Origin of the sequence: Pseudomonas sp. R1-7, from assembly GCF_051132105.1 — a bacterium.
Lineage (GTDB): Bacteria > Pseudomonadota > Gammaproteobacteria > Pseudomonadales > Pseudomonadaceae > Aquipseudomonas.
Genome location: NZ_CP071661.1, coordinates 3,867,264 through 3,890,383 on the forward strand (window position 1 = coordinate 3,867,264; position 23,120 = coordinate 3,890,383).

24 protein-coding genes are annotated in these 23,120 nt (G+C 59.6%); 12 read left to right on the forward strand and 12 right to left on the reverse strand.

Annotated features, from left to right (window positions below; all coding sequences use genetic code 11):
• The first annotated feature begins 143 nt into the window (after positions 1-143).
• Genes J3P79_RS17265 through J3P79_RS17275 form a run of 3 tightly spaced genes read left to right on the forward strand, consistent with a single transcriptional unit; the run spans position 144 to position 1,697 of the window.
• Positions 144-314 (forward strand): YhfG family protein, encoded by a 171-nt coding sequence (locus tag J3P79_RS17265; protein ID WP_434604519.1) that lies wholly within the window; start codon positions 144-146, stop codon positions 312-314.
• The gene (locus J3P79_RS17270) at positions 314-919 is read left to right on the forward strand and encodes a putative adenosine monophosphate-protein transferase Fic (RefSeq protein WP_434604521.1); all 606 of its coding nucleotides are present in this window, start codon (positions 314-316) and stop codon (positions 917-919) included. Before J3P79_RS17265 ends, J3P79_RS17270 begins: the two co-directional genes overlap by 1 nt.
• Positions 920-944: 25 nt before the next feature.
• Positions 945-1,697, forward strand: coding sequence for a metallophosphoesterase (locus J3P79_RS17275; RefSeq protein WP_434604523.1), 753 nt, complete (start codon positions 945-947; stop codon positions 1,695-1,697).
• 295 nt (positions 1,698-1,992) lie between these two features.
• Here J3P79_RS17275 and J3P79_RS17280 read toward each other — a convergent pair whose 3' ends face one another.
• Positions 1,993-2,691 (reverse strand): potassium channel family protein, encoded by a 699-nt coding sequence (locus tag J3P79_RS17280; protein ID WP_434604525.1) that lies wholly within the window; start codon positions 2,689-2,691, stop codon positions 1,993-1,995.
• A gap of 317 nt (positions 2,692-3,008) precedes the next feature.
• On the opposite strand from J3P79_RS17280, the gene dusA reads away from it, so the two are divergent.
• Together dusA and tal are read left to right on the forward strand one after the other, a co-directional pair.
• On the forward strand, positions 3,009-3,995 hold the full coding sequence (dusA, locus tag J3P79_RS17285) for a tRNA dihydrouridine(20/20a) synthase DusA (RefSeq protein ID WP_434604527.1): 987 nt from the start codon (positions 3,009-3,011) through the stop codon (positions 3,993-3,995).
• 178 nt (positions 3,996-4,173) lie between these two features.
• Positions 4,174-5,100, forward strand: a complete 927-nt coding sequence (gene tal, locus J3P79_RS17290) for a transaldolase (protein ID WP_434604529.1) — start codon at positions 4,174-4,176, stop codon at positions 5,098-5,100.
• 123 nt (positions 5,101-5,223) lie between these two features.
• Here tal and rssC read toward each other — a convergent pair whose 3' ends face one another.
• From rssC to J3P79_RS17305, 3 genes are all read right to left on the reverse strand, one after another.
• Complete coding sequence (rssC, locus tag J3P79_RS17295) at positions 5,224-5,706, reverse strand: anti-sigma factor antagonist RssC (protein WP_434604532.1); 483 nt, start codon at positions 5,704-5,706, stop codon at positions 5,224-5,226.
• On the reverse strand, positions 5,706-6,887 hold the full coding sequence (rssB, locus tag J3P79_RS17300; protein ID WP_434604534.1) for a two-component system response regulator RssB: 1,182 nt from the start codon (positions 6,885-6,887) through the stop codon (positions 5,706-5,708). Before rssB ends, rssC begins: the two co-directional genes overlap by 1 nt.
• Before the next feature lie 344 nt (positions 6,888-7,231).
• Complete coding sequence (locus tag J3P79_RS17305; RefSeq protein ID WP_434604536.1) at positions 7,232-7,921, reverse strand: MlaA family lipoprotein; 690 nt, start codon at positions 7,919-7,921, stop codon at positions 7,232-7,234.
• A gap of 201 nt (positions 7,922-8,122) precedes the next feature.
• Here J3P79_RS17305 and J3P79_RS17310 point away from each other — a divergent pair, with 201 nt between their 5' ends.
• Together J3P79_RS17310 and J3P79_RS17315 are read left to right on the forward strand one after the other, a co-directional pair.
• On the forward strand, positions 8,123-8,743 hold the full coding sequence (locus tag J3P79_RS17310) for an HAD family phosphatase (RefSeq protein ID WP_434604538.1): 621 nt from the start codon (positions 8,123-8,125) through the stop codon (positions 8,741-8,743).
• 108 nt (positions 8,744-8,851) lie between these two features.
• A complete protein-coding gene (locus J3P79_RS17315) occupies positions 8,852-9,121 on the forward strand; it encodes a DUF4404 family protein (protein ID WP_434604540.1) in 270 nt (89 codons plus the stop codon).
• Positions 9,122-9,187: 66 nt separating this feature from the next.
• Here the strand turns inward: J3P79_RS17315 and queF are convergent, their stop codons facing one another.
• Together queF and copI are read right to left on the reverse strand one after the other, a co-directional pair.
• Positions 9,188-10,018 carry an NADPH-dependent 7-cyano-7-deazaguanine reductase QueF gene (queF, locus tag J3P79_RS17320; protein WP_434604542.1) on the reverse strand — a complete coding sequence of 277 codons (831 nt, stop codon included), beginning with the start codon at positions 10,016-10,018 and terminating at the stop codon, positions 9,188-9,190.
• A 61-nt stretch (positions 10,019-10,079) separates the two neighbouring features.
• Positions 10,080-10,601, reverse strand: a complete 522-nt coding sequence (gene copI / locus J3P79_RS17325) for a copper-resistant cuproprotein CopI (RefSeq protein ID WP_434604544.1) — start codon at positions 10,599-10,601, stop codon at positions 10,080-10,082.
• A gap of 152 nt (positions 10,602-10,753) precedes the next feature.
• On the opposite strand from copI, the gene J3P79_RS17330 reads away from it, so the two are divergent.
• Together J3P79_RS17330 and J3P79_RS17335 are read left to right on the forward strand one after the other, a co-directional pair.
• Positions 10,754-11,434, forward strand: a complete 681-nt coding sequence (locus tag J3P79_RS17330) for a heavy metal response regulator transcription factor (protein ID WP_434604546.1) — start codon at positions 10,754-10,756, stop codon at positions 11,432-11,434.
• A complete protein-coding gene (locus J3P79_RS17335; protein ID WP_434604548.1) occupies positions 11,431-12,780 on the forward strand; it encodes a heavy metal sensor histidine kinase in 1,350 nt (449 codons plus the stop codon). Before J3P79_RS17330 ends, J3P79_RS17335 begins: the two co-directional genes overlap by 4 nt.
• 69 nt (positions 12,781-12,849) lie before the next feature.
• On the opposite strand, the gene J3P79_RS17340 is transcribed toward J3P79_RS17335, so the two are convergent.
• From J3P79_RS17340 to J3P79_RS17350, 3 genes are all read right to left on the reverse strand, one after another.
• On the reverse strand, positions 12,850-14,094 hold the full coding sequence (locus tag J3P79_RS17340) for a lipoprotein-releasing ABC transporter permease subunit (RefSeq protein ID WP_434604550.1): 1,245 nt from the start codon (positions 14,092-14,094) through the stop codon (positions 12,850-12,852).
• 63 nt (positions 14,095-14,157) lie between these two features.
• The gene (gene lolD / locus J3P79_RS17345) at positions 14,158-14,841 is read right to left on the reverse strand and encodes a lipoprotein-releasing ABC transporter ATP-binding protein LolD (RefSeq protein WP_162843734.1); all 684 of its coding nucleotides are present in this window, start codon (positions 14,839-14,841) and stop codon (positions 14,158-14,160) included.
• A 7-nt stretch (positions 14,842-14,848) separates the two neighbouring features.
• Positions 14,849-16,099 carry a lipoprotein-releasing ABC transporter permease subunit gene (locus tag J3P79_RS17350; RefSeq protein WP_434604552.1) on the reverse strand — a complete coding sequence of 417 codons (1,251 nt, stop codon included), beginning with the start codon at positions 16,097-16,099 and terminating at the stop codon, positions 14,849-14,851.
• Between the two features lie 94 nt (positions 16,100-16,193).
• Here J3P79_RS17350 and J3P79_RS17355 point away from each other — a divergent pair, with 94 nt between their 5' ends.
• A complete protein-coding gene (locus J3P79_RS17355) occupies positions 16,194-16,790 on the forward strand; it encodes a PilZ domain-containing protein (protein ID WP_434604554.1) in 597 nt (198 codons plus the stop codon).
• Positions 16,787-17,509, forward strand: coding sequence for a glycerophosphodiester phosphodiesterase (locus J3P79_RS17360; RefSeq protein ID WP_003199672.1), 723 nt, complete (start codon positions 16,787-16,789; stop codon positions 17,507-17,509). The genes J3P79_RS17355 and J3P79_RS17360 overlap by 4 nt, the downstream gene beginning before the upstream one ends.
• A gap of 42 nt (positions 17,510-17,551) precedes the next feature.
• Here the strand turns inward: J3P79_RS17360 and sthA are convergent, their stop codons facing one another.
• Together sthA and J3P79_RS17370 are read right to left on the reverse strand one after the other, a co-directional pair.
• Positions 17,552-18,946 carry a Si-specific NAD(P)(+) transhydrogenase gene (gene sthA, locus J3P79_RS17365; RefSeq protein WP_003183399.1) on the reverse strand — a complete coding sequence of 465 codons (1,395 nt, stop codon included), beginning with the start codon at positions 18,944-18,946 and terminating at the stop codon, positions 17,552-17,554.
• 198 nt (positions 18,947-19,144) lie between these two features.
• On the reverse strand, positions 19,145-20,131 hold the full coding sequence (locus J3P79_RS17370) for an FAD:protein FMN transferase (protein WP_434611521.1): 987 nt from the start codon (positions 20,129-20,131) through the stop codon (positions 19,145-19,147).
• 131 nt (positions 20,132-20,262) lie between these two features.
• Between J3P79_RS17370 and J3P79_RS17375 the strand changes: the two genes are divergently transcribed.
• Positions 20,263-21,561 carry an MFS transporter gene (locus J3P79_RS17375; RefSeq protein WP_434604556.1) on the forward strand — a complete coding sequence of 433 codons (1,299 nt, stop codon included), beginning with the start codon at positions 20,263-20,265 and terminating at the stop codon, positions 21,559-21,561.
• 59 nt (positions 21,562-21,620) lie between these two features.
• Here J3P79_RS17375 and J3P79_RS17380 read toward each other — a convergent pair whose 3' ends face one another.
• A complete protein-coding gene (locus J3P79_RS17380; protein WP_434604558.1) occupies positions 21,621-23,084 on the reverse strand; it encodes a glyceraldehyde-3-phosphate dehydrogenase in 1,464 nt (487 codons plus the stop codon).
• Positions 23,085-23,120 lie beyond the last annotated feature (36 nt).

Consider the following 23,120-nt stretch of genomic DNA (forward strand, 5'->3'; position numbering starts at 1 on the left):
GGATGCATGAACAGTATTCGGAGATTGACTGCGATGCAAGCGCCGTTGATCTATCCAGCCAACGAACTGATAGTGACGGATGGGTTTATCGGCGACGCGATGGGCTATAATCCGCTCATCCACACGATTCGAGGTCCCACCCCATGGGCACTGTCAGCCTTGAAACAAAGAAGGCCTACGCGGCCAGGACGCGCAGGTCGAACTACACAGCCAGCCTGCGCCTGGAAGGTTTCAAAGTGTCCTTCGAGGACGGCGAACGCAAGCTGCCTTCCCGTGAAGACGTCTTGAAAACCTTCACCAAGACCCGAGCCTGATGCCCGACAAATATGGCGTCGGCGAGGACGCCTACTGCTATCCCGGCTCCACGGTCCTGCGCAATAAACTCGATATCCGCGACGAACCCACCCTGGGTGAAGCCGAACAACAACTCTCCGCCATCGCGGCAAGCAACGTCGAATTCACCCCTCCTCCTTACAGCCTGTCTTACCTGCAGAATATCCATCGCGCATTGTTCGCCGACTTGTTCGAATGGGCCGGAGAACTGCGGACCGTGGGCATGGCCAAGCAGGACACGCGCTTTTGCCAACCCGAATTCATGGAAAAGGAAGCCAACAAGATCTTTGCCCGGATGGCGGTGGCAAACTGGTTCGAAGAAATGAGCCGGGATGAACTCATTGTCGCCGTGGCAGACGCCTATTCCGATATCAATGTCATCCACCCGTTCCGCGAAGGCAACGGTCGCGCCCAGCGCATCCTGTTCGAGCACCTCATCATGAACGCCGGGTTCGAAATCAGTTGGTGGGGCATCGAAAAAGACGAATGGATCAGCGCAAACATCGCGGCTTATAACTGCGTGCTTGATCCCATGGAAAGGGTTTTCAAGAAGTGCATTGGACAGCCGATACAATCTCGACCATAAGTTATCTGCGCCCTAAGTACATCCCTTGCCAGCCAAACCTGCCGAAACCCCTTATATGCACCGGATCGCCTCCTTTCCCGCGAACGAGCAAGGCCGAGACTTTGTCGTGGGCGACGTCCATGGACATTTCGAGCTTCTGGCCACAGTCCTGGATAAACTCGATTTCAATACCGAAATAGACCGTTTTTTTTCCGTGGGCGACCTCATCGACCGCGGTCCCGACTCCGAGAACGTATTGCATTGGCTCGCAAAGCCCTGGTTTCACGCCGTGCGCGGCAACCATGAACAAATGGTGATCGACGGCATCTGCGGCCGCGGAGACAAACCCAGGCACATCCGCAACGGCGGAGCTTGGCTCTATGAGTTGAACCCGGCCATCCAAGAGCAACTTCTAAACGCTCTTCAAGCACTTCCACTCATTATCGAAATTGATTTATCGGCAAATAAAAAGATTGGGATCGTACATGCCCAAGCGCCGATTATCGGGCCTAACAATGACTGGCAAGGTGCAAAAGACGCAATTACCGGAAAACTCGGAGAGCAGCTTCAACAGCAAGCCTTGGCGCAAGCCCTGTATGCCCGGGACAAAATCGAACAGCAGGATTCGACGCCCATCGAGGGCGTCCACGAACTCTATGTCGGACATTCAACCGTCCCCACCGTCACGCGCCTCGGCAACGTTGTCTATGTGGACACTGGTTGTTCCTTTTCCGACGGTGCACTGAGCCTCATGGAAATCACCAGCCAATCCGTTTTCAGCATGGGTATGACGGATTGAGGTAACGGACTGCCTCGCTCACCGATCAGGCCCGACTACAACTTCCTTACTTTTGGAACACTCGGTTTCAACCTGCTTTACATCATCAGTTGTACAAAAATTGGTATGAGATTCATTCCCTTCTCAGGGGGCCTACCTACCGTTCGTCACTTTCTAAGCGGCTGCTACGCTTTCCTCAATTCACGGAGGAAAAGCACATGCCCCGTTCAGATCGGCTGATTGTTTTGAAAGAGTCGGTCCTTCAAGAGGGAAGAGTCAACCGCAAACGCCCTGGGTGGCCAAGTCAAATCGGGTGTCATCTGGCCTGATGCGACGGATAAATACCGGCAAGCCGCGCTATCACGACTCCCACGTAAAAGACGCCTGAAAACTCCTCGACCATCACCAGCGAGCGGGCGTGGTTGGTCATCGGAATTACATCCCCGTAACCAGTGGTCGTAAGCGTCGTGAAGCTGAAATATATCAGCTTGAAGAAAGTGCCGGGCTGTCTGAAATCGAAGTTGCCAGGGCCGAATGAGCCAGCGGCGGAAATCTCGACCAGGGCATAGATGAAGGACCAAACGAAGGCCAGCATGATGTAGCCCGCAAGCGCGCCATGCAGCTTGTCCGCTGTAATCGGCCCGCGCTTGAGAAGGTAGCGCAGTATCCCGCTGAACGAAACCGTAAGAGACGCCGTATAGGTTATCCCGGCAAGTTCAAGAGTCGGGATACTCTCGGTCCACAAGGCCACCCATTGAAGGCCAATTCCGAGCAACGCCAGGCACAGTTTGAGGATGAACACGGGACGGGTCTGCCGGGTGGCGAAAGCGCCCACGAGCAGCACGACCGAAAACAGAATGCCGAGCAACATGCGAGCAATCAGCCCCTTCTCAAGAAAGGGGAACAGGAGGATCAGTCCCAGTAGAAGCAGCAATAGATAAGTGCATGGCCCTAGCCCTATCACCATCTGAGCTAAATCCGCGTCGGATTCGGTTTTATCTTGCGGACTTGTCATACCAGTTTCCTCGAGGCTGAAGTAACGCTCGTGACCTGACATTGCATCCTTGAAACCGGATCTGATTTTAGAATCTGGTTCTAGAATAGTCGGCAGTAAAACTCTAGTCGCGAATGCATTGAGGGAGGGCTCCGTCTGCCAGACAACTCTGGGTCGACAGCAGCATTTCATCTAAGGTCTAACGCGGGGCGACGGGACAGGGACTCGTCCCGGTCTGGATTCAACGAAGATAGTAGCGAGACTTGAGAACCCGCCAAGTACCCGACAAGCAACCCTGATAAACTGCGCCTCATTCGCCCCGATGACTCAGATTCCCAATGTCCCTACAACCTGCTCCACTCTCCCGCCGCTTTTCCGTCGCGCCCATGATGGATTGGACTGACGCCCATTGTCGCTACTTCCTACGCATCCTTTCCAAACACGCCCTGCTCTACACCGAAATGGTCACCACGGGCGCCCTGCTCAACGGTGATCACGAACGCTTCCTGCGCCACCACGAAACCGAGCATCCGCTGGCCCTGCAGCTGGGCGGTAGCGTTCCAGCCGATTTGGCCGCTTGCGCCCGGATGGCCCAGGAACATGGCTACGACGAGGTCAACCTCAACGTCGGCTGCCCAAGCGATCGGGTGCAGAACAACATGATCGGCGCTTGCCTGATGGGGCATCCAGGATTGGTTGCCGATTGCGTGAAGGCGATGCGGGATGCGGTGTCGATTCCGGTGACCGTCAAGCATCGGATCGGGATCAATGGACGCGACAGTTACGAGCAGTTGTGCGAGTTCGTCGGGACCGTGCGTGACGCCGGTTGCAACAGTTTTACCGTGCATGCGCGAATTGCGATTCTGGAGGGGTTGTCGCCAAAGGAAAATCGCGACATTCCGCCGCTGCGCTATGACGTGGTAGCGCGGTTGAAGGCTGATTTCCCCGAGCTGGAAATCGTGCTCAATGGTGGGATCAAGACCCTGGAGGCGTGCCACGAACACTTGCAGACCTTCGATGGTGTGATGCTGGGCCGCGAGGCGTACCACAATCCGTACCTGCTGGCCGAAGTGGATCAGCAACTGTTCGGCAGCACCGCGCCGATCACTACCCGAGCCGAGGCGCTGGCGCAGCTACGGCCCTATATTGCCCATCACTTGGCAACTGGCGGTGCCATGCACCACATCACTCGTCACGTCTTGGGGCTGGGCACCGGATTCCCGGGCGCGCGGCGGTTCCGGCAGTTGTTGTCAGTGGATATCCACAAGACCAAGGATCCGTTGGCATTGCTGGATCAGGCGGGGCAGTTGCTGGAAGGTCGTTAACCATCACTTGCTTTGAACCTGCGCGCTGTTTTGGCATCGTATCTACCGGTAGTTGCCCCGGCCTTTCAAACAGCCGTTTTCAGGTTGTTGCCGCTGGGGCCATCGATACCTCTTCACGCCCTTGAGTGGCTGCCGGCCCTCGGGTAATGTCAACGGACCCATAGGACAGAGCACGCTCATGACTTCCAAGCTGGAACAACTCAAGCAGTTCACCACCGTCGTGGCCGATACCGGCGACTTCGAAGCCATCGCCCGCATCAAGCCCGTCGACGCCACCACCAACCCTTCCCTGCTGCTCAAGGCTTCGGCGATGCATGGTTATGCCGAGTTGCTGAACGCCTGCGTTGCGGACTGCAAGGGCGATGTGGGCCTGGCCAGCGACCGCTTTGGCGTCGCGGTGGGCCAAGAGATCCTGAAAGTGATTCCGGGGCGCATTTCCACCGAAGTGGATGCACGCCTGTCGTTCGATACCGAAGCCATGCTCAAGCGCGCCCATCGCCTGGTCGAGCTGTACGAAAAAGCCGGCATTGGCCGGGAGCGTGTACTGATCAAGATCGCTTCCACCTGGGAAGGCATCCGCGCCGCCGAGAAACTGGAGCGCGAAGGCATCCAGTGCAACCTGACGCTGCTGTTCTCCTTCGCCCAGGCCGCGGCCTGTGCCGATGCCGGGGTGTTCCTGATTTCACCGTTCGTAGGCCGTATCTACGATTGGTACAAGAAAGCCAACGGCAACGACTACACTGGCGCCGATGATCCGGGTGTGCAGTCCGTCACGCGCATCTACAACTACTACAAGTCCAATGACTACAAGACCGTGGTCATGGGTGCAAGCTTCCGCAACCTCAATCAGATCGAGCAGTTGGCCGGTTGCGACCGTTTGACCGTCAGCCCTGAGCTGCTGGAAAAACTCGCTGCCGACGAAGGCAAGCTGGAGCGCAAACTGGCGCCTGGCCAAGCCGGGGAAGCGCGCTTGAGCCTCAATGAATCTCAATTCCGCTGGTTGTCCAACGAGGACGCCATGGCGACTGAGAAACTGGCGGAGGGCATTCGTCAGTTCGCCCGGGACCAGGAGAAGCTGGAGGCGTTGCTGCAAGCCAAGCTGTAAGCTGATTCGCAAGGCATGCAAAAGGGCGAACCTTGATGGGTTCGCCCTTTTTCATGCGGCTTAGCCTGAGAAACATCGCGCCTGCGCGCGAAAGCGTCAGTCCGATCTACACACGCCTAGTGCTCAGGGCCGCTCCAGCGCGCTCACCAAGTCATGGAACGCCTCGCGATTGGAGTCGTTCAGCCCCATGAGGATCTTGTGGGCCTCAAGCACCTTGATCCGCACTTCTTCCTCGGACTGGTCCTGGTCAGGCAGGTCATCCAGGCATTCGGGGCAAGGCACAGGATCGCCAACGATGTTGAACACTTGGTCGAAGCCCATCGATTGCAGGAGACGGGTAATGTCGTTGTGGATGGTGACGACAGTCGGCAGCAGGCCGACCTTTTGCCGCGACAGGATCGACAGCTTGGCCAGCAGGCCCAAGGTGGTGCTGTCGATGCTGCGGGTTTCGGTCAGGTCGATCACGATGGCGTTGAAGTTCAGCGCGGTGAAGATCTTCTCGATTGTCGCATCCAGCGCCGAACACAGGGTCAGGCGCACTTCACCGACAAACTTCAGGACAAAGGTGCCGTCCTGCTCGGCGAACTGGATTCTACCGGTACTCATCAAAGGTTCCTGCTCAACACTAATAGGGCGATATCATCCGGCATCTCCCCTAGCGTGGCTAATCCAAACACTTGGCGCAGGCCTTCCAGGCTGCCGCCCGCTGCACTTACCCGCTCGGGCAAGGCCGCTTCTTTCTCTTTGAGTGTAGGTTCTGACAAAAGGTCCAGAATGCCATCAGACATCAGCGTCAAGCTGAATGTCGGCGGCAGCTCCAGTACGTGGTCTTCATAGGTCGCCTCGTTGAACAGGCCTACCGGCAAACCACGACCCTCCAGGTAACGCACACTGTCAGGTGTATACAACACGGGCAACGGCAGGTGACCGCCGATGCTATACGTCAACAAACCAGTCTCCTCGTCGATGACCCCACCGACCATCGTGACGTGTTTGCCCAGCTTACAACTGATCAGGCCCCGGTTGATATGCCCAAGGACTTCCGAAGGCTTGAACTCGGGCAACGTGCCGTTGCGCTTGGACTCGAACAGCAGGCGCGTGGTCATGAATTTCAACAGCACCGTCACGAACGCCGACGAAGCCCCGTGCCCGGAGACATCCGCCAGGTAGAACGCCACTCGACGTTCATCGACACGGAAATAATCAACAAAATCCCCCGACAGGTACAACGACGGGATGATCTGGTGGGCAAAGCGGAAATCATCGACCGTCCAGGGGCTGACCGGCAGCATGTTCATCTGGACCTGGCGCCCGGCGTTCTGATCTTCCTGCAGCAGGTTCAGGCTGGCTTCCAGCTCGCGATTGGCGGTCTCCAGCTTCTCGCGGTAGCGCTGGTTTTCCACCAGCAGTCGCGAGCGGTCCAGGGCTCGGCGCACCGAGTGTTCAAGCACGGCGAGGTCTTCGAGGGGCTTGATCAGATAATCCGCCGCGCCCAGGCGCAACGCCTCGACCGCGTCGTTCATCACGCCCGCGCCGGAAACGACGATGACCGGAGTCTGGGACGACAGCTCGGTGACCTGGCGAATGAGCTCGAGTCCGCCCATCTGCGGCATGCGCAGGTCGCAGATGACCAGGTCGGGCTTCTCCTGCTCGAATACCTGAAGACCCTGTTGGCCGTTACTGGCCTGCAAGACGCTGAAACCACTGTCTTCCAAATAGGCGGCGAGACTGGCTCGCACCACTTCGTCATCATCGATTATCAGCAGCGTGGCACTGGTTTTTGGCATGTGGGCAAACGGCGCCAGAATTAGGTTGGCGTAGCGGGCACGGCGTTGGGCTTGGCGCGCACTACTGGATTCGCTTTCTAGCCTCTCTGTCGTACCTGCTTCAGGCCTTTGCCCTACACACGATTACACCAGAGGTGCCCTTCTAAGGCGCAGACGGTACTCCCATCCGCGGGGCGTTTCAAGCTCATGCGAATCGCCGCTTGCGCTCTTCATTTGTCAAAGCACAGAGAGTTATAAGAACCGAGCGAAGCGTAACTCAATGGAAGGATCAACCCGCCTTTGAACGCAAGCCAAAGCAAAGAAGGCGGCCTTTCGGGCCGCCTTCTTAAATTGACGAATCGAAATCAAAAATCGTCTTCGACCTGACCATCCTTGACCTTGAACTCACGGTTTTGCAGGAAGGCATTGCGGATAAACACATATTTGTCGCCGCTGACCAGCTTCTCGGCCGAGAGCAGGCTCGCACGGGTGTCGACGATGTTAAGGCCCCAGATCGAATTGCGGACCGAGACATTGTCGATATAAGGGTAAGGCGTGGTATGGCTGTCGACCAGCTTGGCCGGTGCATCACGCAGGGTGCTCGGCCCCAGCAACGGCAACATCAAGTACGGTCCGCTGCCCAGTCCCCAGTACCCGAGGGTCTGGCCGAAATCCTCGTCGTTACGCTGCAGCCCCATCTTGGTGCCCACGTCGAAGAACCCGAGGAGACCGAACGTGGTGTTGAAAATCAATCGGGCCGTGTCGACTCCGGCAGCGGCCGGCTTGGCTTGCAGCACATCGTTGGCCAGGTTGCCGACGTCACCGATGTTGCGGAACATGTTGTGGATGCCGTCCTCAAGGAACTGCGGCGTCACGTACTGGTAGCCCTGGGCCAGCGGCTTGAGCGCATAGGTGTCAATGGTGTCGTTGAAGGTGAAGATCGGACGGTTGATGCTTTCCCATGGATCTTCTTCCGTGGCGGCCTGGGCGGCAAACGGTACCAGCAGGACGCTGGCAGATAGACACAGCTGAGCGAGAAGATGGCTCCAGCGCATACGGAAAAACTCCTTGGATTGTTCAGGCAAGGGCGCCGAGCCCAGGCGGTAAGGCCGCTAGTATAAGTCGTAAAACATGGTTAGGCAGCATTGAAAGAGAAGCTCCCTGTAGGAACATTCCACAGATCGGCGACTTCATTTCACTGTCACCGGACTGTCATCGGCGCTCGTTACGCTGCTGGGTATTTCAAGGACGTTCCCATGCCGCGCGCCGAAGCCCTGCCCCTCCCCGCTCCCAGCCTTACCGCAGTACTGTTTGGCCTGAGCGGATGCCTGGTGGATTTCGGCGCGCGTGTACGCCAGCCAGGGGCAAAGCCTGCGGATCATGCCCATCCGACACCCGGCGCACTGGAAAGCCTGCAACGTTTGCAGCATCTGGACATCCCCTGCGCCTGGCTCGATGAGTTGCCTCCCGCCGTCAGCCATGGATTGGCGGTTTCGTTGCCGGTGTCCATCAAGGCGCCGCAACTTCCTGCAACAAATCAACCGTGGCCAGCGCCGCATGCCTGCTGGCAAGCGCTCATGGCACTTAACGTCCAGCAATTGGACGGCTGCGTGTTGGTGAGCGGCGAACCCAAGCTTTTGCAGTCGGGACTCAACGCCGGATTGTGGACCATCGGGTTGGCGTCCTGCGGCTCGTTGTGCGGCCTGTCCCCTGCCGATTGGCAGGCCCTGAGCCAGCAGGAACGGGAGGTCAAGCGGGCCAAGGCCACCGTTCAGTTGTTCAGCCTAGGCGTGCATTCGGTGATCGACCATTTGGGCGAACTGGACACCTGCCTCGCCGACATCAGCCTGCGCAGGCAAAAAGGCGAGAAGCCCTGACCGAGATCATGCAGGGCGCGCAAGTGTGGATTACTCTTAAAGCAGCCATGGACTTTTGACGCAGCGTCGCGGTCCATGGCAGTGCCTATCAATAAAGGGAGTACGCCAATGCCTGCCCGCCGCGAAGAATTGCAAGCCCAACTCGATACCTTGCGCGAGCAATTGGAACAGAACCCGCCGCTGTCTGAACCAGAGCGCGAACATCTGCAACAATTGATGGCGCAGATCGACGCTGAAATCCAACTGGAAAACCAGCTTCAGGACAACAATCTGGTCGACGGTGTAAACCTGGCCGTAGAGCGTTTTGAAGTGGACCATCCAACCATCGCCGGAACGCTGCGCAATATCGTCAATACCTTGGGCAGCATGGGGATTTAAGCCCTTCAAGTGCCAAAAGCCCTGCTATCGCCAGCAGGGCTTAGTTCTATGCCTCCCACAAAGGTTTTATTGGCGGACGAGGCGATGGTTTGGCAACTGCACCTCCTCAGTGCTGCGATACGGATTGATATCCAGCCCACCCCGCCGCACATACCGCGCATAAACCGTCAGCTTCTGCGGCTTGAGCAAGCGCTGCAGGTCCAGGAAGATCCGCTCGACACACTGCTCATGGAAATCCGAATGCTGGCGGAAGCTGACGATGTAGGCCAGCAGGCTGGCGTGATCCAGCGCCGCGCCACGGTACTCCACCGCCACGCTGCCCCAATCCGGCTGGCTCGTCACCGGGCAGTTGGATTTGAGCAAATGGCTGTGCAGGCTTTCCTCGACGATGCGCGAATCATCGCAACGCAGCAGTTCCGGGCGCGGATGCTCGTAGGAATCGACGCTGACATCCAACTCGTCGATGCATGCACCGGGCAACGCCACGATGCCTTCGTTTTCCACGTCCTTGAGACTGCGGATCCGTACACCCACTGGTTTACCGGCAGCCGCCGAAAGGTCCTTGCGCAAGGTCGCTTCCAAACTCGCGGTATCGGCGAACGGGGTCTGGTTCAACGAGTTCAGGTACAGCTTGAAGGATTTGGACTCGATGATGTTCGGCGAATCCGCCGGTATGGCGAACTCACCGATGGCCACCACTGGCTTACCCGAGGGCAACAGCCAGGACAATTCGAAACAGTTCCAGAAATCCACGCCTGTGTACGGCAAGGTCTCGGCTGTCAGGCCCAGTTCCGCCCATTTCGCGGTGCGCGGAATCGGGAACAGCAGTGACGGCGTGTACGTGGCGATGTATTCGCTGGATTTGCCCAGCGGCGAATGTTCGGCTGCGGGATGCATGACGGAAACCTGACTGAAGAATCAGCGGATTCTATCAGCCTTTGCCGCAGGCTTTGAGTGCTTACTGACTGACTGTCAGGTCGCCCTTCATGCCGGCCTGGTAATGTCCCGGAACATTGCAGGCGAATTCCAGGCGAGTGGCCTTGCTGAAGGTCCAGGTCAGTTCGGCGGTCTTGCCCGGCTCCACCAGCACGCTGTTGGGATCATCGTGGCGCATGCTCGCCTTGCCGTGGCCCATGGCGGCATGGTCTATTCCCGGCTTCATCGCGGTCGGCGTCAACTGGCCGCTTTGCTGCATCTTGAGCATTTCCTGCTGGTGTCCAACATGCATTGCAGCGTTGCCCAGATTGAACTCATGAAGCAGCTGGCCTTTATTGACCAGCACGAACCGAACCGTCTCGCCGGCCTTGATATCCAGCGCACCGGGATCGAACGTCATGTCACCCATCACCACATCAATGCTGCGACCGGCCTTGGCCGCTGGCGCAGGCTGGCCGAAATCGAAATGGCCCGGCGACGCCCACGACGGCGCACTGAGGGCCAGCGCGCAAACGGTCAGGATCAAGCGTTTTCCCATCAACATGTCCATACTCCAATCAGATTCAACGTGTGGGAAACTCTATCGCCACAGGCCTGCCAATCGGCTTACAACTCGATTACAACTTTGTCAGGTTGCGCCACGAACCCGCCCGCCACGGTATAACGCCCTCGTTCCAATCCTGCATTGAGCCGCCCATGAAATTGCTGATCGTCGAAGACCAACTGAAAACCGGCCAATACCTGCGCCAAGGCTTGAGCGAGGCCGGGTTCAACGCCGACCTGGTGGCCGACGGCATCACCGGCCAGCAGTTGGCCCTGAGCGGTGAATACGCGCTGCTGATCCTCGATGTGATGTTGCCGGGTCGCGATGGCTGGCAGATTCTGCAAGCCGTACGCGGGGCCGGCCTGGACACGCCCGTACTGTTCCTGACGGCGCGCGATGCCGTACAGGATCGCGTTCATGGCCTGGAACTGGGAGCCGATGATTACCTGGTCAAGCCCTTCGCCTTCTCCGAGTTGCTGGCCCGGGTGCGCAGCCTGTTGCGCCGAGGCAGCTCGGCGACCCAGGAAACCAGCCTGCAACTGGCGGACCTGCGCCTGGACCTGATCCGCCGTCGCGTGGAACGCAGCGGCCGGCGCATCGATTTGACAGCGAAGGAGTTCGCCTTGCTGGAAATGCTGCTGCGGCGCCAGGGCGAGGTGCTGCCGAAGTCGCTGATTGCCTCGCAAGTCTGGGACATGAATTTCGACAGCGACACCAATGTCATCGAAGTCGCGATTCGGCGCCTGCGGATCAAGATCGATGATGAGTTTCCCAACAAGCTGATCCACACCGTGCGCGGCATGGGCTACGTGCTCGAAGAGCGCAGCCTGTGAGCCGTCGGTGGTCATTGAGCAACCGGTTGGCGCTGCTGTTCGCCGCCTGCACCGCCATTGTGTCGCTGTTCGCCGGGGTGCTGTTCAGCCGAGGCAGCGAGGCACACTTCGTCGAACTGGACCAGCAATTGCTCGAAACACAATTGCTCGGCGTACGTCGCGCCCTGCAAGACGCTCACGGCCATGATCCGCAAGTTCGCCTCGAGGAGGAGCTGAGTCGTCGGGCGGACCTCGCCTTGCGCATCAGGGACGCCAATGGCGAGCGCTGGCATGGCTCGATTCGGATCCCGCCCCAAGTGCCTGAACGCACCGGATTGTCAACGCTCGACGATGCCGATAACAACTACCGGACACTGAGCGCACCGCTGTACCCCGACCGCCCGGATGCGGCCCAACTGACGCTGCTGCTGGACATCACCCATCACCAGCATTTCCTGCAGCGCATGCAACGCCTGATCTGGCTGACCGTCGGCCTCTCGGCCTTGGCCACCGCCCTGCTCGGCGCTTGGGCGGCCCGGCGGGGCTTGCGTCCCTTGCGGCGCATGGGCGCCATCGCCGGTAGCGTCTCGGCCCGCTCCCTCAATTCCCGCCTGCCGGAAGAGCATATGCCTGCCGAACTGGCGGAATTGGCCCACAGCATCAACGACATGCTCGGACGCCTCGACGACGCGTTTCAGCGTCTGTCGGCGTTTTCCGCCGACATCGCCCATGAATTGCGCACGCCACTGTCGAACCTGCTGACCCACACCCAAGTCACCCTCACCCGCGAGCGCTCGCTGGAGGACTATCGCGAAGCCCTGCACAGCAACCTGGAAGAGCTGCAATGGATGGCGCAACTGGTCAACGACATGCTCTACCTGGCCAAGGCCGACCATGGATTGTTGGCGCTGCACCGCGAACCGCTGCAACTGGCCGAGGAAGTGGACCTATTGCTGGACTTCTTCGCGCCCCTGGCCGAGGACGCCAACGTACGCCTGGGTCGCGATGGGGAAAGCCTGATCGAGGGTGACCGCAACATGCTGCGCCGGGCCCTTTCCAACCTGCTGGACAATGCCCTGCGCTTCACCCCGGCTGACGGCGAAGTGCGCGTACGAATTGTCGATGAGGCTCAAGGAGTGAGGGTGGCCGTGGAAAACAGTGGCGAGGGGATTCCAGCTGATCTGCTGCCGCGCCTGTTCGACCGTTTCTACCGCACCGACCCGGCCCGCCAGGAAGGCAGCAGCGAACATGCTGGATTGGGGCTCGCCATTACTCGCTCGATCGTCCGTGCCCACGGTGGGGAAATCCGCTGCGAATCGGCCGATGGCTGGACGCGGTTTGTGATTGAGTTGCCCAAAAATAATTGAGGCCGTACTCAATCCCCCGTGGCGAGGAAGCTTGCCCCCTCGCAACAAAAGCCGGTCCAGCAAACCGGCTCAGGAATACCGCAACGCCTGCGCCGGTTCGATCTTGGCCGCGCGCCAGGCCGGGTATACGGTGGCGAGGAAGCTGAGGATGAACCCGGCAGAACAGATCAACACCACGTCGCCACGCTGAAGCTCGGACGGCAGGTTGCTGACGAAGTACACGTCGGAACTGAAGATGTGCTGGCCGCTGACACGTTCCAGCCAACCCACCAGCGCACTGACGTTCAACGCCGCGATCACGCCCAGCACGCCACCGATCAGCGTGCCAACGACGCCGATCACCGTGCCTTGGACCATGAAGATCGCCATGATCTGCCGCGGCGTCGCGCCGATGGTGCGCAGGATGGCGATGTCCGCGCCTTTGTCGTTCACCACCATGATCAGCGTGGCGATGATGTTGAACGCCGCCACCGCGACAATCATCAGCAACAGCAAGCCAATCATGGTCTTTTCCATTTTCATGGCGCTGAAGAGACTGCCCTGGGTGTGGGTCCAGTCATCAGCCTTATAATCCGCGCCAAGGCCGGCGGCGATGTCACCGGAAACCTTCGGCGCCGCGTACAAATCTTTCACCGCCAGGCGCACACTTTGCACCTGGTTCGGCTGCCAGTGCTGCATCTGCGCGGCGTCGGCCAGGTGAATCAGCGCCATGGAGCCGTCCAGCTCGGCGCCGACCTTGAACACACCCACCACATTCAAGCGCTGCATTCGCGGAGTGATGCCACCCGGCGCGGTGCTGACTTCCGGCACGATCAACGTCAGTTTGTCGCCGACATTCAGGCGGAACCGCCGTGCTGTGATTTCGCCGATCACCACGCCAAATTCACCCGGCTTCAGGGCATCGAGGCGCCCTTGGACAATGTGCTGGGCAACGATGGACACCTTGCCTTCCTGAGCCGGGTCCACGCCACTGATCTGGATAGGCTGCATCGAACCTTTATGGCTCAGCATCCCCTCCATCTCGGTAAACGGCACGGCCGCGGTGACTTCGGGATTCTTCAGCGCGGCGGCGGCCACCGGCTGCCAATCGTCGATCGGGTTTACGCCAACGATCGTGGCATGCGGAACCATGCCAAGGATGCGCGAGCTCATTTCACGCTGAAAGCCGTTCATCACCGACAGCACGACGATCATCGCCAATACGCCAAGGGCGAGGCCGATCATCGAGGTCATGGAAATGAACGACACGAAGCGATTGCGACGCTTGGCGCGGGTATAGCGCGTGCCGATGAAAATCGATAACGGTCTGAACATTCGCTGGGCACCGTATGAAAATAAAAGACCCGGCACTTGCGGCAAGCACCGGGTTTCGGTCGGTCAGATAGGCGTCAGGCAACCTTCCTGCAAATGCAGGACACGGTCCATCTGGCGGGCCAGGTTCATATCGTGGGTCACCACCAGGAACGCCGTGCGCATCGAGGTGCTGAGCTCCAGCATCAAGTCCTGGATACCTTGGGCGGTATGGGAATCGAGGTTGCCGGTCGGCTCATCGAGCATCACAAGGCCGGGCTTGTTGACCAGGGCGCGGGCAATCGCCACGCGTTGGCGCTCGCCACCGGACAGCTCGGCCGGCTTGTGCTCCAGGCGATGGCCCAGCCCTACCCGCTCCAGCAACGCCGTAGCGCGCTGCCGGGCCTCGGGAATCGCCGTGCGGCCGATCAACAGCGGCATGCAGACGTTCTCCAGTGCGGTGAATTCGGGCAGTAGATGATGAAACTGGTAGACGAAACCCAGGGAACGGTTACGCAGCAGGCCCCGGGCCTTCTCGTTCAGAGCCGACAGTTCTTCGCCGGCCAGCCAGACACTGCCGGCGGTCGGCGTATCCAGGCCGCCCAGCAGGTTGAGCAAGGTACTTTTGCCCGACCCGGAGGTGCCGACAATCGCCACGCGCTCGCCAGGGTGCAGCTCCAGTTGCAGGCCCGACAACACCACCACCGACTCCGGACCTTCCTCGTAGGATTTGCCCAGGTTACGGCAGCTCAAGATTGCTTTTTCACTCATGCCCGACTCACTCATAACGTAACGCCTCCGCAGGCTGGGTGCGCGCGGCACGCCAGGCTGGATACAGGGTGGCGAGGAAACTCAGGACCAACGCGGCGCCGCAGACCATCAACACATCGTCGGCCTGCAACTGCGATGGCAGGTAGTCGATGAAGTACACGTCGGCGTTGAGAAACTTGTGCCCGATCAGGGTTTCGAGACCGGCAATCGCGGCACTCACGTTCAGCGCAGCGAACATCCCGACCAAGGCCCCGACGACCGTACCGATGACGCCGATGACCGTGCCCTGGACCATGAAGATGCGCATGATCTGCCCCGGCGTGGCACCGAGGGTACGCAAGATGGCGATGTCGCCCTTCTTGTCGTTCACTACCATCACCAGCGTGGAAATGATGTTGAACGCCGCAACGGCAACGATCAGCAACAACAGCAGGCCGATCATGGCTTTTTCCATGCGGATCGCCTGGTACAGGTTGCCGTGGGTGCGGGTCCAGTCCCGGGCGTAATAACGGTCTTCGCCAAGCTGCTGGGCAATGTTCCAGGCAACACGCGGCGCCTGGAACAGGTCATCGAACTTCAACCGCAGGCCCTGGACCTGGTCCGGCTTCCAACGATGCAGGCGGGCGAGATCCTGAAGATTGGTCACGCCCAGGTAGCCGTCGAGCTCGCCGGCGCCGACATGGAAAATGCCAACGACAGTGAAGCGTTTCATACGCGGGAACATGCCGCCCGGGGTGACGGTGACTTCCGGCGCGACGAAGGTCAGCTTGTCGCCGATGGCCACGCCGAGCTTGGCCGCGGCCTTGTCGCCGATCACTATGCCGAAACTGCCCGGCGCCAGATCGTCGAGTTTGCCCTGCTTCATGAAGTTGTCGATGATCGACACCTGCCGCTCCAGCCCGGGGTCGATGCCATTGAGCAAGACCTTGGAGACCTTGCCGTCGTTGGTCAGCAGCCCCTGCATCTGGGTGAAGGGCGCAACGGCCAGCACCTGCGGGTTCTGCTTGACCCTGGAGGCCAGGCTCGGCCAATCGCTGATGGCTTCGCCGGTTTCGAGTGTCGCGTGGGGCACCATGCCAAGCACGCGGGTACGCATTTCATGGTCGAAGCCGTTCATCACCGACAGCACGACGATCATCACGACCACGCCAAGGGCCAGTCCGATGATGGACGTCAGGGAAATGAACGATACGAAATGATTGCGACGCTTTGCACGGGTATAACGCGTGCCGATGAATACGAAGAGAGGTCTGAACATGTCGGGGCTTGTTCGGAGGGAAAAGGAACGTCCTTGTGGCGGGGGTCACAAACCAGCTTTACACTCAGACCACCGCCGCTACCATGGGTTCGCCATGTCGACATTAGATGAAGAAGATCGCCGCGAATACTACCGTATCGAGGACACGATCGCACTGGAAATTCGGCCCCTGTCCATTCCTGAAGCTGCCAGCCAGGAAGTGTTGCAGGATGAATCCCCATTGTTCAATCTGCTCAGCGAACTGCACCTGAGCGAATTCGAGTCACAGCACCTGTTGCGCCAGATCAGCGAGCGCGAGCGCAGCATCGCGGCGTACCTCAAGGCCATGAACAAACGCATCGACCTGCTCAGCCAGGTCATCGCCGTGACGGTACTCGGCGAAATCGGCGAACCGCAGCCGGTGATCATTTCCGAAGGCGGCATCGACTTCCAGTACCCCACCCCCGTCGCTGTCGGCGCGCATCTGTCGATCAAGCTGGTGCTGATGCCCCAGGCCCTCGGTCTGTTGCTGCGGGCGCGGGTCACCCATTGCGATCCGAAGGGTGGCGGCTACGACATCGGCACCGAGTTTGAACACCCGACCGACGCCCAGCGTCAATTGCTGGCCCGCTATATCTTGCAGAAACAGGCGCAAGAACGGCGCCTGGCCCGTGAACTGAACGAATCTGGCACCAATAAGGAAGAACCGTGACCCTCATTTATGGCCACCGCGGCGCCAAGGGCGAAGCACCGGAAAATACCCTCACCGGTTTCCAGGAATGTCTCAAGCACGGCGTGCGTCGTTGCGAGCTGGACCTGCACCTGTCCATGGACGGCGAGTTGATGGTCATCCACGACCCGACCCTCAAGCGCACCACGGATCGCCGGGGCAAGGTAGTCGAACATACCGCTGCCGAACTGGTGACCTACGATGCGCGCAAGGGTGGCCCGGGCTGGATCAAGCCATGCCCGATTCCGCGACTGGAAGAGTTGTTCGAGAAATGCGACTTCGAGCATTGGCAGCTCGAAGTGAAAAGCGCGTCACGTACCCGCGCCGCCGCCACCGTGCTGGGCATTCGTGAGATGGCCCAACGCTTCGGCCTGCTGGACAAGATCACCATCACCTCCAGTTCCCGGGAAGTGCTCAAGGCAGCCCTGGACCTGACCCCGGACATTTCCCGTGGACTGGTGGCCGAATACGCCTGGCTCGACCCATTGAAGGTCGCCCAGAGCTACGGCTGCGAGATTCTGGCGTTGAACTGGACCCTGTGCACGCCGGAACGCCTGATCAAGGCGCAGCGCCAGGGGTTGCATGTGTCGGTATGGACGGTCAACGAGCCCGCGCTCATGCGCAGGCTCGCCGATTTTGGCGCTGACAGCCTGATTACAGACTTTCCCGGTTTGGCCACTGCCACCCTCGAGAATTGCTGAAATCGGTCTCCCCGGCCGGCTCAGGCCACCGGCCGGAGCCGCTCAAAAAAGCCGGTTGAGCCCATCGTAGGCGGCTACCCGATAGGCTTCGGCCATGGTCGGGTAGTTGAACGTGGTGTTCACGAAGTATTTCAACGTGTTCAGTTCGCCCGGCTGGTTCATGATCGCCTGGCCGATGTGCACGATCTCCGAAGCCTGGTAGCCGAAGCAGTGCACGCCCAGCACTTCCAGCGTCTCGCGGTGGAAGAGGATTTTCAGCATGCCTTGCGGCTCGCCGGCGATCTGCGCACGCGCCATGCTCTTGAAGAAGGCCTTGCCCACTTCGTAAGGCACCTTGGCCTGGGTCAGTTCCTGCTCGTTCTTGCCGATCGAGCTGATCTCCGGAATGGTATAGATGCCGGTCGGCACGTCGTTGACGAAACGCCAGCTACCGTTGTCGACAATGCTGCCAGCGGCCGAACGGCCCTGGTCGTGGGCGGCACTGGCCAGGCTCGGCCAGCCGATCACGTCACCGGCGCCGTAGATGTTCGGCACGCAGGTGCGGTAGTTCTCGTCGACTTCGATCTGGCCACGGCTGTTGACTTTCACACCGATATTTTCCAGGCCCAGGGTGTCGGTGTTGCCGGTGCGGCCGTTGCACCAGAGCAAGGCGTCGGCCTTGATTTTCTTGCCGGACTTGAGGTGCAGGATCACGCCGTTGTCGACGCCTTCGACGCGATCGTAGTCTTCGTTATGGCGCACGGTGATGTTGTTGTTGCTGAAGTGATAGCTCAGGGCCTGGGAAATCTCGGAATCCAGGAAGCTCAGCAACTGGCCGCGGTTGTCCACCAGCTCCACCAGCACGCCCAGGCCGCTGAAGATCGACGCGTATTCGCAGCCGATCACGCCAGCACCGTAGACGATGAGCTTACGCGGGGTGTGACCCAGGCTCAGGATGGTGTCGCTATCGTAGATACGCGCATGGTTGAAATCGATGTCGGCCGGGCGATACGGGCGCGAACCGGTAGCGATGATGATGTGCTTGGCCACCAGTTTCTCGACCACGCCGTTGCCACAGACCACTTCGACCGTCTGCTCGTCGGCAAAGCTGCCAGTACCGAAGAACACATCCACGCGGTTGCGGGCGTAGTAGCCGGTACGCGAGGCCACTTGCTTGGAAATGACCTTCTCGGCACTCTTGAGCACGTCGGGGAAGGAGAACCAGCGCGGCTCGCCGATGGCTCGGAACATCGGGTTGGTGTTGAACTGCATGATCTGCCGGACCGAGTGACGCAAGGCCTTGGACGGGATGGTGCCCAGGTGGGTGCAGTTGCCGCCGACCTGCCGACGGCTGTCGACCATCGCCACCTTGCGCCCTGCCTTGGCCGCGTTCATTGCCGCGCCTTCCCCAGCAGGGCCGGAACCCAGTACCACCACGTCGTAGTTGTAGACAGCCATGCATACTCCTCAGAACAGGCCGCGATGCCACGCTTGGCACCGACAGCTAAATCATGCCGGCCGGCGGCATGAAGGAACAATTTGGGACCGGTTCACGAGCCCGGCCACAGTCTATAGAAGCTTCAACGCCGCGCACATTACCCCTTGGTCGCGTCGTAGGCTAGTTTTTGCCACATCTTACCTTTCAGGCCGCTGTCATCATTGGTTTTTTCCGAGACTCATCCGTTCAAACACATCGTTTGTTCGAACGACAAAACGGTCGTTGTCCCGCAACACGAAAAATACTCCGATGCCATGTTCCTGGGCATAGTCCCAAGCCTGTTCAGGACCCAGAATCAGCAACAGCGTCGATAGTCCATCGGCCATCATCGCTGAAGGATGAATCACCGTGACTGACGCCAGGTTGTGTAGGACCGGCGCCCCCGTGTGCGCGTCGAAGGTGTGGGAATAACGCTTGCCGCCCTGCTCGAAATATTTTCGGTAATCACCTGACGTCGAAACCCCGTAGCCGTTGACCTCGATGACGCGCTCGGCCACTTGCCGGTCGTCACGTGGCTCTTCCAGGGCGATGCGCCAGGGTGACCCGTCCGGCTTGCGCCCGACAGCCTTGAGTTCACCGGTGGCCTCGGCCAGGTAACTGTCGATGCCAAGGGCCTGGAGCCTGGCGGCGATGCGGTCAACAGCATAGCCCGCAGCGATACTGTTGAAGTCGACTTCCACCGCGGCGTCCTTGCACAGCCGGTCGCCCTCAATGCGCAAGTGTTTATGACCAACACGCTGACGAGCCTCGGCCAGGGCCTCAGCGCTTGGCACCTTTTCTTCCCGGGACTGCGGACCGAATCCCCATAGGTTCAATAAAGGCTCAACCGTCAAGTCGAAGGCACCGTCGCTTTGCGAAGACAGTTGCGCGCCTGCGCGGATCAGCTCGAGAACCGGGTCCGGCATGACCTGGCAACTGTCGGCAGGCAGCGTATTGAAACGCTCGATGTCCGAGTCGCTGCGATAGGTAGACAGTTGCTGATCCACTTCGGCGAGGATCTTTTCCACTTCGCCCCGCACCACTTTCGGGCCGGGTGTGGCGACATGCCTGACGTACTGGATCGAATAGCGACTACCCATGGTCGGGCCATCGAAGCGTTCAAGGGTGTCGCCGTTACCGCAACCGGACAACACGCCGGCCAGCATCACAAGCCCAATCCATCGTCTAGTTAACAAATCTTCATCTCCCCTCAAAACCGCGCCAGCCATTATGGGCTACAGCGCTCCCGCAGCGAGCAATGCTTCCCTACAAGATTGGCCAGAGTGAGTACCTATACATGTCTTCCCAAACGAGCAACGGCAAGGCGATTTTCCGCGTCGTCAGCGGCAACTTCCTCGAGATGTTCGACTTCATGGTCTACGGCTTCTACGCCACTGCCATCGCCAAGACGTTCTTCCCGACCGACAGCGCCTTCGCCTCGCTGATGCTATCCCTGGCCACGTTCGGCGCCGGGTTCCTGATGCGCCCACTGGGCGCGATCTTCCTTGGTGCCTACATCGACCGCCACGGTCGCCGCAAAGGCCTGATCATCACCCTGGCCATGATGGCCGCCGGCACGGTGTTGATTGCCTGCGTGCCGGGTTATGCCACGTTGGGCGTGGCGGCACCGTTGCTGGTGCTGCTGGGACGATTGCTGCAAGGTTTTTCCGCTGGCGTGGAACTGGGCGGGGTGTCGGTGTACCTGGCGGAAATCTCCACGCCGGGGCGCAAGGGCTTTTTTGTCAGTTGGCAGTCGGCCAGCCAACAGGCCGCAGTGGTATTCGCCGGCCTGCTGGGCGTCGGTCTCAATCACTGGCTGAGCCCGCAGGAAATGGGCGAATGGGGCTGGCGTGTACCGTTCCTGGTCGGCTGCTTGATCGTGCCGGTCATCTTTGCAATTCGCCGCTCATTGGAGGAAACGCCTGAATTCCAGGCCAGAAAACATCGCCCGACCCTGTCGGAAATTGTCCGCTCCATTGGTCAGAACTTCGGCATCGTCCTGGCCGGCATGGCGCTGGTGGTGATGACCACGGTGTCGTTCTATCTGATCACGGCTTACACACCAACATTCGGCAAGGCCGAATTGAACCTTTCAGACTTGGACGCGCTGTTGGTGACGGTGTGCATCGGCTTGTCTAACTTCTTCTGGCTACCAGTGATGGGCGCCTTTTCCGACAAGATCGGACGCAAACCGCTGCTGCTCGGCGCCACTGTCCTGGCAATCCTGACCGCCTATCCGGCACTGTCCTGGCTGGTGGCGAACCCCAGTTTCAGCCATTTGCTGATCGTCGAGCTGTGGCTGTCGTTCCTGTACGGATCCTACAACGGGGCCATGGTGGTCGCCTTGACGGAAATCATGCCGATCGAGGTACGCACCACCGGTTTTTCCCTGGCCTATAGCCTCGCCACCGCCACCTTCGGCGGGTTTACCCCGGCGGCCTGCACCTATTTGATCCATGTGCTGGATAACAAGGCCGCACCGGGGATCTGGCTCAGCGGTGCGGCGGTGCTGGGTTTGATTGCGACGCTGGTGCTGTTCAGGGGCAATCGCCATGAATTGCGGACCGCCCAGGCTTCTGCCGTTGGCGGCGCCTGACAAATCCCAGACAACAAAACGCCCCGACAAGTCGGGGCGCTTTCATTTGCAGCTAAGGCTTAGCGCGGGAACGCAGGCGGATTCACATCAGCCATGTCTTCCATCACGCGAACCACTTGGCAGCTGTAGCCGAACTCGTTGTCGTACCAGACGTAAAGGACAACGCGGTTATCCTGGACGATGGTCGCTTCGGCGTCGACAACACCGGCGTGGCGCGAGCCCACGAAGTCGGTGGACACCACTTCCTGCGAGTTGACGAAGTCGATTTGCTTATGCAGATCGGAGTGCAGCGCCATGTAGCGCAGGTACTCGTTCATCTCTTCGCGAGTCGCGGCTTTCTCGAGGTTCAGGTTGAGAATGGCCATCGACACGTTCGGCGTCGGTACACGGATCGCGTTGCCGGTCAGCTTGCCGGCCAGCTCAGGCAGGGCCTTGGCGGCAGCAGTGGCGGCACCGGTCTCGGTGATGACCATGTTCAGCGCGGCGCTACGGCCACGGCGATCGCCCTTGTGGAAGTTGTCGATCAGGTTCTGGTCGTTGGTGTACGAGTGAACGGTTTCGACGTGACCGTTGATGATGCCGAACTTGTCGTTCACGGCCTTGAGCACCGGCACGATGGCGTTGGTGGTGCAGGAGGCGGCGGACACGATCTTGTCGTCAGCGGTGATTTCGTTGTGGTTGATACCGTGAACGATGTTCTTCAGCTTGCCCTTGCCAGGCGCGGTCAGGACAACGCGGTCGATACCCGGGCAGGCCAGGTGCTGACCCAGGCCATCGGCGTCACGCCATACGCCGGTGTTGTCCACCAGGAGTGCGTCCTTGATGCCGTACTGGGTGTAATCCACCTCGGTCGGATTCTTCGCGTAGATCACCTGGATCAGGTTGCCGTTGGCGGTGATGGTGTTGTTTTCTTCGTCGATGGTAATGGTGCCATTGAACGAACCATGGACCGAATCGCGACGCAGCAGGCTGGCGCGCTTGGTCAGGTCATTCTCGGCGCCTTTGCGCACGACGATGGCACGCAGGCGCAGGCCGTCGCCACCACCGGTTTTCTCGATCAGGATGCGCGCCAGCAGGCGGCCGATACGACCGAAGCCGTACAGGACCACGTCGGTGCCCTTGCGGGGCGAAGCGTTTTGCTGGCCAACCACGTCAGCCATTTCTTCGCGAACGAACTGCTCGGCGCTACGGCCATTGGCTTCGCTACGGAATTTGAACGCCAACTTGCCCAGGTCTACCGAAGCCGCGCCGAGCTTGAGCTCGCTCATGGCCTTGAGCAGGGGGAATGTTTCGTGGACGGAGAGTTCGCTGTCGTCGGAAGAACGGTGGCGAGCAAAGCGGTGGGCCTTGAGGATCGCGATGACAGACTGGTTGATCAGGCTGCGGCCATAGATCGAGCTCACCACGTTGTTATTGCGGTAGAGCTGACCGATGAGAGGGATCATCGCTTCTGCGAGTGCTTCACGATCAATCCATTCACCAAGACACTGGTCGGGCTTCTGAGTCACGGTAACCTTCCACATGTAGGGGCTGAAAAAAGGGGCTACATTATGCCGCCG